This is a genomic window from Streptomyces armeniacus, assembly GCF_003355155.1.
Classification (GTDB): Bacteria; Actinomycetota; Actinomycetes; order Streptomycetales; family Streptomycetaceae; genus Streptomyces; species Streptomyces armeniacus.
The window spans coordinates 1,031,915-1,047,602 of record NZ_CP031320.1; the positions used below are offsets into that span (position 1 = coordinate 1,031,915).

Genomic DNA, 15,688 nt, shown 5'->3' on the forward strand with positions numbered 1-15,688 from the left:
GTGCAGCTCACCAAAGCGCAAGCGCGGCGCGCCGGCCGGCGGAAGACGCGGCGCTACTCACCTCGCGATCTCGTCGTCCTCAGCGTGCTGCTGGGAATTCCCGTCCTGATCGACATCACCATCATCTGGGGCCCGACACTGGCCTCCGTCGGGCTGTCCTTCACCGACTGGGACGGCATCGGCGAGATCCAGTGGGTGGGCGGTGACAACTACAGCTCACTCGTCTCCGACTATCCGCGCTTCTGGCCCGCCGTACGGAACAACCTGTTGTGGCTCGCGTTCCTCGGCCTCGTGGCCACGCCGTTCGGACTGCTGCTCGCCGTCCTCGTCGACAAGGGCGTCCGGTTCAGCCGCTTCTACCAGTCGACTCTCTACATGCCGGTGGTGCTGTCGCTGGCCATCGTCGGATTCATCGCCCAACTCGTCTTCTCCCGCGACCAGGGCGCGCTGAACGCCATTCTCGCCAATCAGGAACAGCCCGTGGACTGGCTCGGCGACCCGGATCTGAACATCTGGATGATCCTGCTCGCCGCGGGCTGGCGGCATGTGGGATACGTGATGATCCTCTATCTCGCCGGCCTCAAGTCCGTCGACCCGACGCTCAAGGAGGCCGCCGCGATAGACGGCGCGAACGACCGGCAGACCTTCTTCCGCGTCGTTTTCCCCACGCTCCGCCCGGTCAACGTCATCGTCGGCGTGATCACGGTCATCGAAGGGCTGCGCGCCTTCGACATCGTCTACGCGGTCAACAACGGCCGGAACGGCCTGGAACTGCTCTCCGTCCTCGTCACCGACAACATCATCGGCGAGGCCAGCCGCATCGGATTCGGCTCCGCCATCGCCACCGTGCTGCTCGTCGTGTCCCTGGGATTCATCGTCACGTATCTGGTGCACGAGCTGCGAGGGGAGAGGGACCGATGACACGACCGCGCGCCGCACGGCTCGGCCTGCACGCCTTTCTGGCCGCCGTCTCGCTGGGTTTTCTCGCACCGCTGCTGCTCGCCGTCTACGCCTCGCTGCGCCCGTACGAGGAGACCGCCGAGCACGGCTACTTCTCGCTGCCGCGCACGATCTCGTTCGACTACTACCGGCAGGCGTTCTCCGACTCGGGAATGGGCAAGTACTTCGTCAACTCGATGCTGGTCGCGGTCCCCGGAGTGCTGATCGTCCTCTTCCTGGCCTCGTTCGTGGCGTTCTCGATCACGCGGCTGCGGATCAGGGGGCAGCTGTTCCTGCTGATTCTCTTCACAGCCGGGAATCTGCTGCCGCAGCAGGTGATCGTCACTCCGCTGTACGTCCTCTTCAACCGCATCACGCTGCCGTACTGGCTGTCGGAATCGATGACGATGTACGACTCGCTGTGGGCCGTCATCGCCGTACAGGTCGGATTCCAGCTGGGTTTCTGCGTGTTCGTCCTGTCCAATTTCATGCGGGCGCTGCCGAAGGAGATCCAGGAGGCGGCCATCGTGGACGGGGCCGACGTGTGGACCCGGTACTGGCGGATCACCCTGCCGCTGTGCCGACCGGCTCTCGGGGCGCTCGGCACCCTCCAGTTCACCTGGATGTACAACGACTTCCTCTGGGCCCTCGTCTTCATTTCCGACGGCGACAAGCTCCCCGTCACCTCCGCCCTCAACAATCTGCGAGGCCAGTTCTTCACCGACTACAACCTGCTCGCCGCCGGATCCGTGATCGTGGCGCTTCCCACGATCCTGGTGTTCCTGCTGCTCCAGCGGCATTTCATCGCCGGACTGACCCTGGGCGCGAGCAAGAACTGACCGGCGCTCGGTGGCGCGTACCGTACGCGGGCGCCGACCCGGCGCGTTTCCGTGGCGGGGTGCAGTGGGCAACTGAACGGAGGGGCGAAGGAAGAGGGGGAAGTGTGATCGTCTGGTTGAACGGTGCCTTCGGGGCGGGCAAGACCACCGCGGCCTGCGAGCTCGTGGACCTGCTGCCGGGGAGCACCCTCTACGACCCGGAACTGCTCGGCACCGGCCTGCGCGTGATGCTGCCGAAGGAGCGGGTGGCGCAGGTCGACGACTTCCAGGAGCTGCCTGCCTGGCGGCGGCTCGTCGCGGACACCGCGGTGGCGCTGCTGACGGAGGTGCCAGGACCGCTGATCGCTCCCATGACGCTGCTGCGGCAGGAGTACCGGGACGAGATATTCGGCGCGCTCGCCTCCCGCCGCGTCCCGGTGTGCCACTTCCTGCTGCATGCCGAGGAAACGATCCTCCGTGACCGCATCGCCCAACGGGCCGCCGTGGACGGCGGCTCCACCCGCGACTGGTGCCTCGGGCACCTGCCCGCGTACCAGGCCGCGCTGCCCTGGATCACCGCCGACGCGCACACCGTCGACACCACGGGGCTCAGCCCGCGGCGCACCGCGGAGCGCGTGGCCGAGGTCGTACGGGAGGGCGCCGGCGCCGTCGACATCGTGCAGACGCCCGAACCGACCGCCGAGACCGTCGCGGCGGGCGTGCTCCTCTTCGACGAGGAGGACCGCGTGCTGCTGGTGGACCCCACGTACAAGCCCGGCTGGGAGTTCCCCGGCGGCGTCGTCGAGCAGGGCGAACCCCCGGCCCGCGCCGGCATGCGGGAGGTCGCCGAGGAGGTCGGGCTCGAACTCGCCGACGTGCCCCGGCTGCTGGTGATCGACTGGGAGCCGCCGCGCGCGGCGGGCTTCGGCGGACTGCGGCTGCTGTTCGACGGCGGCCTGCTGGAGTCGGCCCGCGCCGACGAACTCCTGCTGCCGGGCGCCGAACTGCGCGACTGGCGCTTCGCGAGCGAGTCCGAGGCGGCGGGCCTGCTGCCGCCCGAACGGTTCCGTCGGCTGCGCTGGGCCCTCCGCGCCCGCGAACGCGGCACCACGCTCAACCTGGAGGCGGGCGCCCCGGTGGGCATCTGAGCCGCACGGCGCCGGTCGCGCACCGTACGGGACGGTGCCCTGCGGCTGCGTGCGCCGTACGGACGCCGTCGGATCGCCGTCCGTACGCGTGCGCCCTAGCGTGGCACCGACCAGCAGCGGGATCCGGTCGGCAGCGAGGTCGGCATGCACCGTACGGGCGAGGACGGCCGCGGCCTACGGGCGCGGCGGCCGGGCGGGGACCGGCTCGCGCTGGGCTGCGCCGCGTTCGCCCTCGTGCTCGGGCTGTCCCTTGTCCGCGCCGTCACCGGGCAGGACGGCGGCTCCGGCCCGCCGCAGCCGGACGCCGCCGCGGGACGGGCGCGGACGGCGTACGACCCGCGCGCGGAGGGAGCCACCACGCCGCTGCCGCGCTCCCGGCCGGCGAACGTGCGCATCCCCTCCATCGGGGTCGACGCGCCGCTGACCCGGGTGGGGCTGGAGCGCGGCGGCTGGGTCGGCGCGCCGCCCCCGGACGAGCCGAACCTCGCGGGCTGGTACGGGGGTTCGGCTGTGCCGGGCGCCCGCGGCACCTCCGTGCTCGTCGGCCACGTCGACAACCGGTCCGGGCCCGCCGTCTTCTACGACCTGGGCGCGCTGCGCCCCGGGCACACCGTACGGGTGCGGCGCGCGGACGGACGTACGGCCGTGTTCACCGTCTACGCCGTCGAGGTGCACGACAAGGACCGCTTCCCCGGCGACCGCGTGTACCGCGACACCGGGCGCGCCGAACTCCGCGTCCTCACCTGCGGCGGCGGCTACCGCGCCGGAAGCGGCTACCAGGGCAACGTCGTGGTCTTCGCCCGGCTGACCGGCACGGAGTGAGCACGGACTGAGAACGGGGTGAGCACGGACTGAGGCGGACCGCGGGCGGCCCGCGGTCACCCGGCCGCACGGGCGGGTGCCCCGATTGCCCCTTGTGTATCGCCCAGTCCGATTCGTCCGCATAGCGTCGCGACGGTAGATCAGCGCGACGGAAGCAGGGCTTCCGGTGACGGAGGAGAACCCAGATGCGTGCGATATCCAGAGCCGTGGCCGCGGCCTCGCTCACCGCGGTGTCCCTCGGCCTGAGCACCCCCGCCGCGCTGGCGGGGGACGAGGACGGAACGACGGGCAGCGAGTCCGGCATCACCTCGTTCGGCTTCAGCATCTCGCCGGAGACCGTGAAACCGGGCGGACAGGTGGAGCTGACGGTCACCGACTGCCACAAGAAGGCGACCGCCGACTCGCCCGTCTTCGACAAGACGACGCTGCACGGGCCCGTCGGCGACGGCGGCAGTTCCGGGAGCTCGGGCAGTTCGGGGAGCTCGGGGAGTGTGGGGGGGTACGAGGGGGACCTCGGCCAGGAGCCCGGCGGTGACGAGGACTTCGGCGAACCGGCCGACCCCGCTGACCCGGCCGATCCCGCCGCGCCCGGCGACGAGCTCGGAGGCTCGACCGGTATGGAGGGGATGGACGGAATGGAAGGCATGGACGGCGGCGCGGGCGACACGGGCGCCAGCGCGGGCGCCGAGATCCCCGGCGGCCCCGAGGCCCCGGAGGGCCCCGGCGGCAAGGGTGGCACCAAGCGCGGGACGGCCACGGTCTACGACGACGCCAAGCCCGGCGCCGAGTACGACGTCACGTTCACCTGCGGCCACGAGACCGGCACGGGCACCCTGACCATCAAGGCGCCCGGCCCCGGCCCCGTGCCGCCAGGGAAGCCGGAGCACGGCTCGCACGCGGGCGCGGGCGGCTCGCAGCCGTACGGCGGTTCCGCGGCGGCGCTGGCCGCGGGCACGGGCCTGGCCGCCGTCGCGCTCACCGCGGCCGCCGTACACCGCCACCGCCGTGCGGACCGGCGCGCCTGAGCGCCCGCCGGGAGCACCGGCCGCCGTACGGGCCGCCGCCCGCCGGGGCCGTACGGTGTCAACCAGCCGGGCCCGTACGGTGTCAACCCGCGGCGGCCGCCGCGTACTTGCGCAGGAACAGCGCCTCCGCCACCGACAGCGCCTCCAGTTCACGCGGCGACACGCTCTCGTCCACGGCGTGGATCTGGGCCTCCGGCTCGCTCAGCCCTATCAGCAGGATCTCCGCCTTCGGGTAGAGCGCGGCGAGGGTGTTGCACAGCGGAATGGAGCCGCCCTGGCCGGCCGTCGCCATCTCGGCTCCGTCGTACGCCTCGCGCATCGCGTCGGCCATCGCGGTGTAGGCGGGGCTGGTGGTGTCGGCGCGGAACGGCTGGCCCTGGCCGACCTGTTCGGTGCTCACCCGTGCGCCCCACGGCGCGTGCGCCTCCAGGTGGGCCATCAGCAGCTGCGTCGCGTGCGCGGCGTCCGTGCCCGGCGGCACCCGCAGGCTGATCAGTGCCCGTGCGCTCGCCTGTACGGACGGGGTGGCGCCGACCACCGGCGGGCAGTCGATGCCCAGCACGGTGGCGGACGGGCGCGCCCAGATGCGGTCGGCGACGGTGTCCGCGCCGGTCAGCCGTACGCCGTCGAGGACCTTGGCGTCCCTGCGGAAGTCCTCCTCCGGATACTGCAGGCCCTCCCAGCGGTCGTCCGCGTCCAGCCCGTCGACCGTCGTCGAACCGGCCGCGTTGCGCAGCGAGTCCAGCATCCGGATGAGAGCGGCGAGCGCGTCGGGAGCGGCGCCGCCGAACTGCCCCGAGTGCAGGTTCCCTTCGAGGGTGTCGACCTGGACCCGTACGAGCGTCATGCCGCGCAGCGTCGCCGTGACGGTCGGCAGGCCGACCCGGAAGTTGCCGCTGTCGCCGATGACGATCGAGTCGGCGGCGAGCAGTTCGGGGTGCGCCTCGGCGTAGCGCTCGAGCCCGCCGGTGCCCTGCTCCTCCGAACCCTCCGCGATCACCTTGACGTTGACGGGCACACCGCCGTTCGCGCGCAGCGCGCGGAGCGCCAGCAGGTGCATGATGACGCCGCCCTTGCAGTCGGCGGCGCCGCGCCCGTACCAGCGCCCGTCCGCGCGCTCGGTGAGCTCGAACGGCGGCGTCCGCCAGGCGTCCTCGTCGAGCGGGGGCTGCACGTCGTAGTGGGCGTAGAGGAGCACGGTCGGCGCGCCCTCGGGGCCGGGCAGGTGCCCGTAGACGGACTGCGTGCCGTCCGGGGTGTCCAGGAGCGCCACGTCCTCGAAGCCCTCGGCGCGCAGCGCGTCGGCCACCCAGCGCGCGGCCGCCTCGCACTCGCTGCGCGGGAACTGCTCGGGGTCGGCCACCGAAGCGAAGGCGACCAGCTCGGCCAGTTCGGTCCTGGCCTGTGGCATCAGCGAGGAAACGGTGGCGGCGAGCGGGCTCTGCGGCATGGGAACGCTCCTTGTGGGCGCGACGTTGGGCACGACGTACGCACACGCGTACGCGAAGGGGTGTGGCCGATCCTCCCACAGCGCGATCCGGCGGACACGGGCCCGTAGGATGCGGGCTGCCACACCGGAGCCAGCCATCGAACGGGAGCAGAAGCACATCGTGAGCAGCGAGAACGCATCCGAGGACGCCGAACCCGACCGCACGGAGGCACCGGACGGACCGGACCGCGCCGTGTGGGATGTCGTCGTGGTGGGCGCGGGCCCGGCCGGTGCCTCGGCGGCGTACGCCGCGGCGGTCGCCGGCCGCCGCGTGCTGCTGCTGGAGAAGTCGGAGCTGCCGCGGTACAAGACGTGCGGCGGCGGCATCATCGGCCTCTCCCGGGACGCGCTGCCGCCCGGCTTCGAGCTCCCGCTGCGCGACCGCGTGCACGCCGTCACCTTCTCGCTGAACGGGAAGCTGAGCCGCACCCGGCGGTCCAAGCGGATGCTGTTCGGGCTGATCAACAGGCCGGAGTTCGACCACGCCCTGGTGCAGTCCGCCGAACGGGCCGGCGCCGAGCTCCGTACGGGCGTCACCGTGTCCCGCGTCGAGCAGCACGGGCCCGGCGTGCCGGACCGGCGGACGGTGGCCGTCGTGCTGTCCGGCGACGAGGAGCCGGTGCTCGCCCGCGCGGTGGTCGGCGCGGACGGGAGCGCGAGCCGGATAGGTTCGCACGTCGGCGTGAAGCTCGACCAGGTCGATCTGGGCCTGGAGGCCGAGATCCCGGTCCCGGACAGCGTCGCCGAGGACTGGGCGGGCCGGGTGCTGATCGACTGGGGCCCGCTGCCCGGCAGCTACGGCTGGGTGTTTCCGAAGGAGAACACGCTCACCGTCGGGGTCATCTCCGCGCGCGGCGAGGGCGCCGCCACCCGGCGCTATCTGGACGACTTCGTGGCGCGGCTCGGCCTGGCCGGGTTCACGCCCAGCGTCTCGTCCGGGCATCTCACCCGCTGCCGTACGGACGACTCGCCGCTGTCCCGCGGCCGGGTGCTGGTGTGCGGCGACGCGGCGGGGCTGCTGGAGCCGTGCACGCGTGAGGGCATCTCGTTCGCGCTGCGCTCCGGGCGGCTGGCGGGGGAGTGGGCGGTCCGTGTCGCCGAGTCGCACGACGCGGTGGACGCACGGCGCCAGGCGCTGAACTACGCGTTCGCGGTCAAGGCGGGGCTGGGTGTCGAAATGGGCGTCGGGCGGCGGATGTTCACCGCGTTCTCGCGGCGTCCCGGGCTGCTGCACGCGGCGCTCACCGGCTTCCGCCCCGCGTGGAACGCGTTCTCGCGGATCACCCGTGGCACCACCTCGATGGCCGAGATCGTCCGCACGCATCCGGTGGCGCGGCGCGCGCTGGACACCCTGGACCGGCCGGCGGCCGGGCGGGGGTAGCGGGCCGCCGGCCCCGCCGTGGCCGCGGCGGGGCCGGGGTCAGGCCGGCTCCTCGTGCACGGTGATCCGGAACACCGGGTGCTTGTGCGCCGCGGCGAGCAGCTCCTCGTCGCTCGACTTGGCGTTGACGCCGTCGAAGAACCGGCCGACCTCCCAGCCCCAGCGCTTGAGATAGGCGCGCAGCACCTCGGGCTTCTCGGCGTCGGGCAGTTCGGTGGCGGTGAAGCGGTCGGTACGCCGCCTGCCGGACCGCAGCTCGCCGTTGCCCGCCTCGCGCAGGTTCCGCACCCACTGGGTGTGGCCGCGCGGGGCGACGAGGTACCGCTCGCCGGCGTGGCTGAGCGGGTTGACGGGAGTGGTGCGCCAGGCACCGGACTTGCGGCCGCGTACGGCGAGTTCGGACAGCCCGTAGAGGCGGATGCCGCGCCGGGCGAGCCAGGCGAGCGGGCGGTGCACGAGAACGGCCTCGTACCGGCCGGGCTTCAGATAGTGCGGCGACATGGCGTCTCCTTTGTGTGAGCACTGCTCTCGATTGAGATCAGCGTTGCACGCGAGTGAAGGAAAAGCAAGAGCGGTGCTCTCGTTCTTGGCCGATGCTCCGGAAGGTGGCACACTTCGTCCCATGCCCAAGATCCAGGGCGCCAGGGAGCGCGCCCGCACCGAGGTCACGGCGGCGATCAAGGACGAGGCCAGGCGGCAGCTCACCGAGCAGGGCGCCGCACGCCTGTCGCTCCGCGCCGTCGCCCGCGAGCTGGGGATGGTGTCCTCGGCCCTCTACCGCTACTTCCCCAGCCGTGACGACCTGCTGACGGCCCTGATCATCGACGCGTACGACGCTGTCGGCGCCGCCGCCGAACGCGCCCTCGACGCGGCCCCGGCGCCGTCCCCGGACACCCACCTCGAGCGCTGGCTGGCCGTCTGCCGCGCGGTGCGGGCGTGGGCGCTGGACCACCCGCACGAGTACGCGCTCATCTACGGCTCGCCCGTACCCGGATACTCCGCACCCCAGGCCACCACCGGCCCGGCCTCCCGCGTCGCCCTCGCGCTGATCACCGTCGTCGGCGAGGCCGCCGCGGCGGGCGACCTGCGCGCACCCGCGGACGGCGCGGAGGCGGCGGCCGGGATGCGGGAGGACGCTGAACGGCTCGCCGAGCAGCTCGGCCTGGCGCTCACGCCGACGCTGATGGCCGAACTCGTCGCCACCTGGTCGCAGTTGTTCGGGCTGGTGAGCTTCGAGGTGTTCGGCCAGTTCAACCGGGTCGTCGAGGCCCGCGAGGAGTTCTTCGACCACGCCGCCGCCCGTCTCGCCCGCGGCCTCGGCATCGGGACCGGGGCGGACGGCGACGCGTGACGGCCGCCGCGACGGCGGCCCGGGGGAACCCCGTACTGCCCAGGGAGTACGGGTGAGCACCGCGCTCGGCTGACGCCGCCCCGCCGCCCGGCGGTCTAGCGTTGCCGTATGAAACGAGCCCCTCTGCGCGACGGCCTGCCCGGCCCACCGCTGTGGCAGCGCTGGGTGGAGCGGCCCCCGGCGCTGGCGCGGCTGCCCTGGCCGTCGACCCTCGCGATCACCTTCATCACGCTCGTCGGCTCCGCCTTCGCCGCCAGCGAGCAGACGGACCGCGAGGCGCTCGACGTGTTCGCGCGGGTCCTGCTGGTGCTCGGCCCGGGGCAGCTGCTGCTGCGGCAGCGCCGTCCGGCGCTCGTGGCGCTCGGTACGAGCGCGGTGTGCGCGCTCTATCTCGCCCTCGGGTATCCGTACGGGCCGATCTACCTCTGCGTGATCGTCGGTACGTTCACAGCCGTCGTCGCCGGGCACCGCCGCGCCGCCTGGTCCGGGCTCCTCGTGCTGTGGAGCAGCCAGGTGCTGGTCGGCGCCTGGCTGTACCGCTGGCTGCCGCCCGCGGGCGACGGCGGCAGCGACTGGAGCTTCGCCCTCGCGCCCGCCGCCTGGATGATCGCGGTCGCCGCGGCGGCCGAGGTCGCGCGGGTGCGCCGGGAGCAGTGGGCCCGCCAGCGGGAGGAGCGGGAGGAGGCGGAGCGGCGCAAGACCGACGAGGAGCGGATGCGCATCGCACGCGAACTGCACGACGTACTGGCCCACAGCATCTCGGTGATCAACGTGCAGGCGGGCGTCGGGCTCGCGCTCCTCGACTCCGACCCCGAGCAGGCCCGTTCCGCGCTGACCACCATCAAGTCCGCCAGCAAGGAGGCGCTGGGCGAGGTACGGCACGTCCTCGACACGCTGCGCACCCCCGGGGACGCGCCCCGCGCGCCCGCGCCCGGCCTCGAACGGCTGCCGGAGCTGGCCGAGCAGGCGGCGGGCGCCGGGCTGCGGGTCAGCACCGAGACCGAGGGGCGGCCCGCGGGGCTGCCGCCGGGAGCGGACCTGGCGGCGTTCCGCATCGTCCAGGAGGCGCTGACCAACGTGATGCGGCACTCCGCGTCCCGGGAGGCGCGCGTACTGCTGCACTACGCGGGCGACGAGCTGCGCATCCGCGTCGACGACGACGGGCCGGCCGCCGAGCGCGGGCCGGGCGGCGGCGGCAACGGACTCGTCGGCATGCGCGAACGCGCCGCCGTGCTCGGCGGCTCCGTCGAGGCGGGGCCGCGCGGCGACGGCGGGTTCCGGGTGCTGGCCCGGCTCCCCCTGTCCGCCCCGGCTACCGTGAGCGGGTCCACCGAGAAGGAGGCATCGTGATCCGCGTACTGCTGGCCGACGATCAGCTGCTCGTCCGCGCGGGCTTCCGCGCGCTGCTCGACGCGCAGCCCGACATCGAGGTCGTGGGCGAGGCCGCCGACGGGGCAGAGGCGTTGGCCATGGTGCGCGAACTGGCGCCCGATCTCGTCCTGATGGACATCCGCATGCCGGTGCTCGACGGCCTCGCCGCCACCCGCAAGATCAGCGAGGACCCCGGCCTGGAGCCGGTCAAGGTGGTCATGCTGACCACCTTCGAACTGGACGAGTACGTCTTCGAGGCGATCCGGTCCGGCGCCTCCGGCTTCCTGGTGAAGGACACCGAGCCGGACGAGCTGGTACGCGCCGTGCGCGCGGTCGTCGAGGGCGACGCCCTGCTCTCGCCGGGGGTGACGCGGCGGCTGATCTCGGAGTTCGCGGCCCGCTCGAAGGAGCCCGCGGCTGCCGCGTCGCTCGCCGAACTCACCGAGCGCGAGCGGGAGGTGATGGCGCTGGTCGGCATCGGGCTCTCGAACGAGGAGATCGCCCGGCGGCTCGTCGTCTCGCCCCTCACGGCGAAGACCCATGTCAGCCGCACCATGGTCAAGCTCGGGGCGCGGGACCGCGCCCAACTGGTCGTGCTGGCCTACGAGTCCGGGCTGGTCCGCCCCGGGTGGCTCGGCTGACGCCACTCCTGCTGCTGCCAGCGCCACCTCAGCAGCACCCACAGCACGCGGCCGACGAACACCGTGCCGCCGATCCACTGCGCGGGCTGGATCCACTCGGACGACCCGTGCCAGAAGAGCGCGGGACTGGCCAGCGCGAGGAACACGGCACCGGCCAGCACGCCCCCGCTGATGAGCGCGAAGGCGATCTCCACGGTGGTGGCGTCCCGCGCGGCCTGGGACGGCGCGCTGCCCGTGGACGTCGCCGGTGTGTCGGGTGGCTGCCGCTCTGAGTCCATAAAGCGATTCTGTCACCCTCCGGCGGCCCTGCGACATGCCTCGGCCAACGGGCGCCGGAGCGCCCGCGCAGGGACGGGGCGTACGGCCGCGGGGAGCCCGCGGGCCGCCTCGGCGGTGGTGCGGGCGGCGCGGTTCAGCGCCGGGCGGCGGCGGGGGACTTGCGGCGTACGTAGAGCTGCTTGCGCACTCGCGCCACCACGGTGCCGTCGGCGGCGGTCACCACGGACTCGAACCAGGGCAGCGCCTTGCCGCCTTCCGCGGTCTCGGCCCGTATCTCCGCCAGCCGGTCCTCGGTCAGCTCGAACTCTGCGAAGACGTCGCCGCGGCCCGGCGCCACGTACTCGATCTCGCCGGCCTTGTCCCACACGATGTACTCCTTGCCCAGCCGGTTCACGGCGAGCAGCGCCCAGAAGGGGTCGCTCATCGAGTACAGGGAGCCGCCGAACTGGGTGCCGAAGTAGTTCCGGTTGAAGCGGCCGAGCCGGAGCCGCACCCGTGCGCTGCTCCAGTCCCCGGCGATGTCGAGGACCTTGATGCCGGCGAAGCGGTACGGAGGCCACCAAGCCATGGCGCGGCGCAGGCCGTGCGGAGTGGACAGCGTCTTTCGCATGCCGGGACGCTACCACGGGAGTTACTGTCCGGTAATAGGCGTGCGCGGCCCCACCGTACGGACGCGGCGCGCCCGCCGGGCCGCGGCGCCTGAACATGCCCGCCGGGCCGCGCGTACGGGCGTCAGATCGCGCGCCGGGCCACGTACGCGATGAGCGCCGCCACCGCGGCCAGCAGCGCGACGGTGGTGAGCGCGGCCGTCAGTGAGAACCACTCCGCGAGGAAGCCGATGGCCACCGGGCCGAGCAGCATGCCGCCGTAACCGAGCGTGGACGCGGCGGCGACGCCGCTCGGGCCCGCGAGGGCGCCGGCCCGGCCGATGGCGATCGGGAAGATGTTCGCGAGCCCGAAGCCGGTGACGACGAAGCCCGCCAGGGCGGGCCACACCGACGGGGCGAGGGCGCCGAGCAGCATGCCGCACGCCGCCGTGGCGCCGCCCAGGACCAGGGCGCGGTTCTCACCGAGCCGCTGCAGCAGCCAGGTGCCGCTGAGCCGGCCGACGGTCATGGCGAGCGCGAAGACGGAGTACCCGGCGGCCGCGACCCCGGCGCTCGCGTCCAGGTCCTCGGTCAGATGCAGGGCGCTCCAGTCGGCGAGCGCGCCCTCCCCGTACGCGGTGCACAGCGCGATCAGCCCGAGCACGGTGACCAGCACGCCGGTACGGCGGACGGGCGCGGCATCCGTACGGGACGCGCCGCCGGCCGTGGGCGACTCCGTACGGGGCTCCGTGCCGCCCGCCGCATCCGGTGCCGTACGGGACGCGTCGCGCGCCGCTCCGCCGTCGCCCGGCGCCAACTCGTACGCCAGCAGCGTGCGCGCCGTGAGCGCCGTGACCAGCAGGCCCGTCACGGTGAGCAGGAGCAGGTGCCGTGTGGCGCTCAACTGCCCCGCCACGAGCCCGCCGAGGCCCGCCCCGAGCATCCCGCCGAGGCTGAACGCCGCGTGGAAGCTGGGCATCACGGGCCGCCGCAGCGCCGCGACCAGGTCGACGGCCGCGCTGTTCATGGCGACGTTGATGGCGCCGTACGCGGCGCCGAAGACGAGCAGGACGAGACCCAGGGCCAGTGCCGAGTGGGTCAGCGGCGGCAGCGCGATGCCGAGCGACAGCAGCACCGCGGAGGCGACGGTCACGCGACGGCTGCCGAAACGGCGGCACAGCCGGCCGGTGAGTGTCATGGTGGCCACCGCGCCCGCGGAGACCCCGAGCAGAGCCAGGCCGAGATCGCTGGCGGACGCGCCCGTCTGGTGTTTGATGGCGGGGATGCGCACGACCCAGCCGGCGAACAGCAGGCCGTCGAGCGCGAAGAACGCGGTGAGCGCGGCGCGGAGGCGCCGCAGCCCGTCGTCGGCGGTGCGTCGGCCCGTGCCCGCGGGACCTCCGCTGCCGGGGAGCGCGGTCCGTAGTTTGTTTATTGACGGCACAAAGCCAGAATAGGGGTGTGACCCTGACTCGTACAACAAAGCTGGAGAGGGGCCGTGGAGCCCTGGGGCCGGCGCTCGCCCTCGTGCACACCGGACGCGCGCCCACCCGCGCCGTGCTCACCGCCGAACTCGGCGTGACCCGCGCGACCGCCGGAGCCGTCGCCGCCGAACTCGCGTCGCTCGGCCTCATCACCGTCGACTCCCGGCCCGGAGCCGCCGTCGGGGCGCAGGGCAGGCCCTCGCACCGGCTCGCCGTCGACCCCGAAGGGCCCGTGGTGCTCGCCGCCCAGGTGCACGCGGACGGCTTCCGCGCCGCCCTCGTCGGACTCGGCGGGCGGATCGTGGCCACCGCCCCCGGCTGCATGACCGTCCACGCGGACCCCGCCCAAGTGCTCGGCGAGGTCGTCGAGTCGGGCGCCGGGCTGCTGCGCGAGACCGGACGGCGCTGCGTCGGCGCCGGGCTCGCCGTGCCGTCCGCGGTCGCCGAACCGGAGGGTACGGCGCTGAACCCGCTGCACCTCGCCTGGGAGGCGGGCGCCCCCGTGCGGGACATCTTCACCCGCTGTCTCGCCGACGCCCGTGTCCCCGGGCCGTCCCCGGACGCGCCCGCCACCGGCTACACCGCCAACGACGTCAACCTCGCCGCCCTCGCCGAGCACCGGCACGGGGCCGGACGCGGCGCCGAGCACCTGCTCGTCGTCGGCACCGGGCACCGCGGGGTCGGCGGGGCGCTGGTGCTGAACGGGCGGCTGCACACCGGGAGTTCGGGCCTCGCCCTGGAGGTCGGCCACCTCACCGTGGACCCGGCCGGGCGGCCCTGCCACTGCGGCAGCCGCGGCTGCCTGGACGTGGAGACCGACCCGCTGGCGTTCCTGGAGGCGGCGGGCCGTACGCCCGGGCCCGAGGTCTCCCTGCTGGAGCAGTCGTGGGAGCTGATCCGTACGGAGTACGACACCGACCCCCGGGTCCGTACGGCGGTCGAACTGCTCATCGACCGGCTCGGCCTGGGGCTCGCCGGGCTCGTCAACATCCTCAACCCGGACCGCATCGTCCTCGCCGGGCTGCACCGCGCGCTGGTCGAGAAGGACGGCGAACGGCTCCGCGCCGTCATCGCCGACAGCAGCCTGTGGGGCCGCAGCGGCGGCGTGCCCGTACTGGCCTGCACGCTCGACCACAACAGCCTGGTCGGAGCGGCCGAACTGGCCTGGCAGCCGCTGCTGGACGACCCGCTGCTGCTGCTGGGAGGCTGACGGCCATGGAGATCCGACCTGCCCGCGCCGCGGAACTCGAGGTGCTGCGGGAGATCGAACGGACGGCGGGACAGTGGTTCCGCGACGTGGGCATGGACCTGATCGCGGACCACGAGCCGCCGTCGCCGGCCGAACTCCGGCAGTTGCAGCAGGCCGGACGGCTCTGGGTCAGCGCGGGGGAGGACGACCGGCCGGTGGCGTACGCGGTGCTGCTGCCCGTCGACGGCTGCACCCATGTCGAGCAGATCTCGGTGCACGCCGGCAGCGCGCGCCGCGGCATCGGGCGGGCGCTGCTCGACGACGTGGCGGAGCGCGAGCGGGCCGCGGGCGTGCCCGCACTCACCCTGACGACGTTCGACGACGTGCCGTGGAACGCGCCGTACTACGAGCGCTGCGGCTTCCGGCGGCTCGCCGACGGCGAACTGACCCCGGGCCTCCGCGAGATCCGCGCGCACGAGGCCGAACTGGGCATCGACCGCTGGCCGCGCGTCTGCATGCGCCGCGAACTCGTCTGACAGGGGTACGGGCACGGGCGTACGGCCACGGGCGTACGTGACGTGGCGAGCCGGGCGCGCGCGCCGCCGTACGCCGCCCGGGCGCGGCCGCCGTTCGGGCGCGGGCGGCGCCCCGCTGCCGTAGCCTCGCCGTATGGTGCCGCCCGTGATCGCCGAGAGCACGTACGTCCGCCTCGTCACGCTCCGCCGTGACGGCACGCCGGTCCCCACGCCCGTCTGGTGCGTGGCGGACGGCGGGGAGCTGCTGATCTGGACCAAGACCGACACCGGCAAGGTGAAGCGGCTGCGGAACGACACCCGCGTAACCGTCACTCCGTGTGACGCGCGGGGCCGCACAGCGGGCGACGCCGAGCCGGTCGAGGCGACGGCGCGGCTGCTGCCGGGCCGGTCCGGGCTGGACCGCGTACGGGCGGCGATGGGCGCCAAGTACGGCTGGAAGTTCCGACTGCTGGACTCCGGCGCCGCCCTGCTGCGGCGCGGGAAACGGCCGCACACCGGCATCGCAGTCACCTTCTGAGCCGTCCGCCCCGCGGCTCCGCCCGCGCGGGAAGCAGCGCGCGCAGGGCCGCGTACTCCCGCCGGGGTACGTGCACGGCCGCTGGCCGTACGACGACGCGGACCCCTTCGT

Annotated in this window: 17 protein-coding genes; 12 read left to right on the plus strand and 5 right to left on the minus strand. The window is 73.6% G+C overall.

What is annotated here, in order from left to right:
- The 5 genes from DVA86_RS04395 (at position 1) to DVA86_RS04415 (ending at position 4,752) form a co-directional block, all read left to right on the plus strand.
- Entirely contained in the window at positions 1-921 is a 921-nt protein-coding gene (locus tag DVA86_RS04395) for a carbohydrate ABC transporter permease (RefSeq protein ID WP_208875958.1), read from the plus strand.
- Positions 918-1,778 carry a carbohydrate ABC transporter permease gene (locus tag DVA86_RS04400; RefSeq protein WP_208875959.1) on the plus strand — a complete coding sequence of 287 codons (861 nt, stop codon included), beginning with the start codon at positions 918-920 and terminating at the stop codon, positions 1,776-1,778. The genes DVA86_RS04395 and DVA86_RS04400 overlap by 4 nt, the downstream gene beginning before the upstream one ends.
- Before the next feature lie 104 nt (positions 1,779-1,882).
- Entirely contained in the window at positions 1,883-2,905 is a 1,023-nt protein-coding gene (locus DVA86_RS04405; RefSeq protein WP_208875960.1) for an NUDIX hydrolase, read from the plus strand.
- A gap of 144 nt (positions 2,906-3,049) precedes the next feature.
- A complete protein-coding gene (locus DVA86_RS04410; protein WP_208875962.1) occupies positions 3,050-3,727 on the plus strand; it encodes a class F sortase in 678 nt (225 codons plus the stop codon).
- A gap of 185 nt (positions 3,728-3,912) precedes the next feature.
- Positions 3,913-4,752 carry a hypothetical protein gene (locus DVA86_RS04415; protein WP_208885612.1) on the plus strand — a complete coding sequence of 280 codons (840 nt, stop codon included), beginning with the start codon at positions 3,913-3,915 and terminating at the stop codon, positions 4,750-4,752.
- 82 nt (positions 4,753-4,834) lie between these two features.
- Here the strand turns inward: DVA86_RS04415 and DVA86_RS04420 are convergent, their stop codons facing one another.
- Complete coding sequence (locus DVA86_RS04420) at positions 4,835-6,202, minus strand: dipeptidase (protein ID WP_208875963.1); 1,368 nt, start codon at positions 6,200-6,202, stop codon at positions 4,835-4,837.
- 109 nt (positions 6,203-6,311) lie between these two features.
- On the opposite strand from DVA86_RS04420, the gene DVA86_RS04425 reads away from it, so the two are divergent.
- Positions 6,312-7,622: a geranylgeranyl reductase family protein gene (locus DVA86_RS04425; protein WP_208875964.1), complete on the plus strand. Its 1,311-nt coding sequence runs from the start codon at positions 6,312-6,314 to the stop codon at positions 7,620-7,622.
- A 39-nt stretch (positions 7,623-7,661) separates the two neighbouring features.
- Here the strand turns inward: DVA86_RS04425 and DVA86_RS04430 are convergent, their stop codons facing one another.
- Complete coding sequence (locus DVA86_RS04430; RefSeq protein WP_208875965.1) at positions 7,662-8,123, minus strand: nitroreductase family deazaflavin-dependent oxidoreductase; 462 nt, start codon at positions 8,121-8,123, stop codon at positions 7,662-7,664.
- Between the two features lie 121 nt (positions 8,124-8,244).
- Here DVA86_RS04430 and DVA86_RS04435 point away from each other — a divergent pair, with 121 nt between their 5' ends.
- From DVA86_RS04435 to DVA86_RS04445, 3 genes are all read left to right on the plus strand, one after another.
- Positions 8,245-8,973, plus strand: coding sequence for a TetR/AcrR family transcriptional regulator (locus tag DVA86_RS04435; RefSeq protein WP_208875966.1), 729 nt, complete (start codon positions 8,245-8,247; stop codon positions 8,971-8,973).
- A gap of 108 nt (positions 8,974-9,081) precedes the next feature.
- The gene (locus DVA86_RS04440) at positions 9,082-10,323 is read left to right on the plus strand and encodes a sensor histidine kinase (protein ID WP_208875967.1); all 1,242 of its coding nucleotides are present in this window, start codon (positions 9,082-9,084) and stop codon (positions 10,321-10,323) included.
- Positions 10,320-10,985 (plus strand): response regulator transcription factor, encoded by a 666-nt coding sequence (locus DVA86_RS04445; RefSeq protein ID WP_208875970.1) that lies wholly within the window; start codon positions 10,320-10,322, stop codon positions 10,983-10,985. Before DVA86_RS04440 ends, DVA86_RS04445 begins: the two co-directional genes overlap by 4 nt.
- Here the strand turns inward: DVA86_RS04445 and DVA86_RS04450 are convergent.
- The 3 genes from DVA86_RS04450 to DVA86_RS04460 form a co-directional block, all read right to left on the minus strand.
- The gene (locus tag DVA86_RS04450) at positions 10,946-11,263 is read right to left on the minus strand and encodes a DUF6332 family protein (RefSeq protein ID WP_208875972.1); all 318 of its coding nucleotides are present in this window, start codon (positions 11,261-11,263) and stop codon (positions 10,946-10,948) included. The genes DVA86_RS04445 and DVA86_RS04450 overlap by 40 nt on opposite strands.
- A gap of 134 nt (positions 11,264-11,397) precedes the next feature.
- Positions 11,398-11,874: a DUF4442 domain-containing protein gene (locus DVA86_RS04455; protein ID WP_208875973.1), complete on the minus strand. Its 477-nt coding sequence runs from the start codon at positions 11,872-11,874 to the stop codon at positions 11,398-11,400.
- A gap of 122 nt (positions 11,875-11,996) precedes the next feature.
- Positions 11,997-13,295: an MFS transporter gene (locus DVA86_RS04460; protein ID WP_208875975.1), complete on the minus strand. Its 1,299-nt coding sequence runs from the start codon at positions 13,293-13,295 to the stop codon at positions 11,997-11,999.
- 23 nt (positions 13,296-13,318) lie between these two features.
- Here DVA86_RS04460 and DVA86_RS04465 point away from each other — a divergent pair, with 23 nt between their 5' ends.
- The 3 genes from DVA86_RS04465 to DVA86_RS04475 all read left to right on the plus strand — a co-directional run bounded on the left by DVA86_RS04465 (position 13,319) and on the right by DVA86_RS04475 (position 15,577).
- Positions 13,319-14,545, plus strand: coding sequence for an ROK family protein (locus tag DVA86_RS04465; protein WP_425470965.1), 1,227 nt, complete (start codon positions 13,319-13,321; stop codon positions 14,543-14,545).
- A 5-nt stretch (positions 14,546-14,550) separates the two neighbouring features.
- A complete protein-coding gene (locus DVA86_RS04470) occupies positions 14,551-15,060 on the plus strand; it encodes a GNAT family N-acetyltransferase (RefSeq protein ID WP_208875978.1) in 510 nt (169 codons plus the stop codon).
- 133 nt (positions 15,061-15,193) lie between these two features.
- Positions 15,194-15,577 carry a PPOX class F420-dependent oxidoreductase gene (locus DVA86_RS04475; RefSeq protein WP_208875979.1) on the plus strand — a complete coding sequence of 128 codons (384 nt, stop codon included), beginning with the start codon at positions 15,194-15,196 and terminating at the stop codon, positions 15,575-15,577.
- Positions 15,578-15,688: the final 111 nt, after the last annotated feature.

Excerpts from the sequence above, each read along its gene's own strand:
- DVA86_RS04400 (WP_208875959.1), top strand. The coding sequence starts at position 918 with ATGACACGACCGCGCGCCGCACGGCTCGGCCTGCACGCCTTTCTGGCC.
- DVA86_RS04410 (WP_208875962.1), top strand. The coding sequence starts at position 3,050 with ATGCACCGTACGGGCGAGGACGGCCGCGGCCTACGGGCGCGGCGGCCG.
- DVA86_RS04415 (WP_208885612.1), top strand. The coding sequence starts at position 3,913 with ATGCGTGCGATATCCAGAGCCGTGGCCGCGGCCTCGCTCACCGCGGTG.
- DVA86_RS04420 (WP_208875963.1), bottom strand. The coding sequence starts at position 6,202 with ATGCCGCAGAGCCCGCTCGCCGCCACCGTTTCCTCGCTGATGCCACAG.
- DVA86_RS04425 (WP_208875964.1), top strand. The coding sequence starts at position 6,312 with ATGCGGGCTGCCACACCGGAGCCAGCCATCGAACGGGAGCAGAAGCAC.
- DVA86_RS04430 (WP_208875965.1), bottom strand. The coding sequence starts at position 8,123 with ATGTCGCCGCACTATCTGAAGCCCGGCCGGTACGAGGCCGTTCTCGTG.
- DVA86_RS04435 (WP_208875966.1), top strand. The coding sequence starts at position 8,245 with ATGCCCAAGATCCAGGGCGCCAGGGAGCGCGCCCGCACCGAGGTCACG.
- DVA86_RS04440 (WP_208875967.1), top strand. The coding sequence starts at position 9,082 with ATGAAACGAGCCCCTCTGCGCGACGGCCTGCCCGGCCCACCGCTGTGG.
- DVA86_RS04450 (WP_208875972.1), bottom strand. The coding sequence starts at position 11,263 with ATGGACTCAGAGCGGCAGCCACCCGACACACCGGCGACGTCCACGGGC.
- DVA86_RS04455 (WP_208875973.1), bottom strand. The coding sequence starts at position 11,874 with ATGCGAAAGACGCTGTCCACTCCGCACGGCCTGCGCCGCGCCATGGCT.
- DVA86_RS04470 (WP_208875978.1), top strand. The coding sequence starts at position 14,551 with ATGGAGATCCGACCTGCCCGCGCCGCGGAACTCGAGGTGCTGCGGGAG.
- DVA86_RS04475 (WP_208875979.1), top strand. The coding sequence starts at position 15,194 with ATGGTGCCGCCCGTGATCGCCGAGAGCACGTACGTCCGCCTCGTCACG.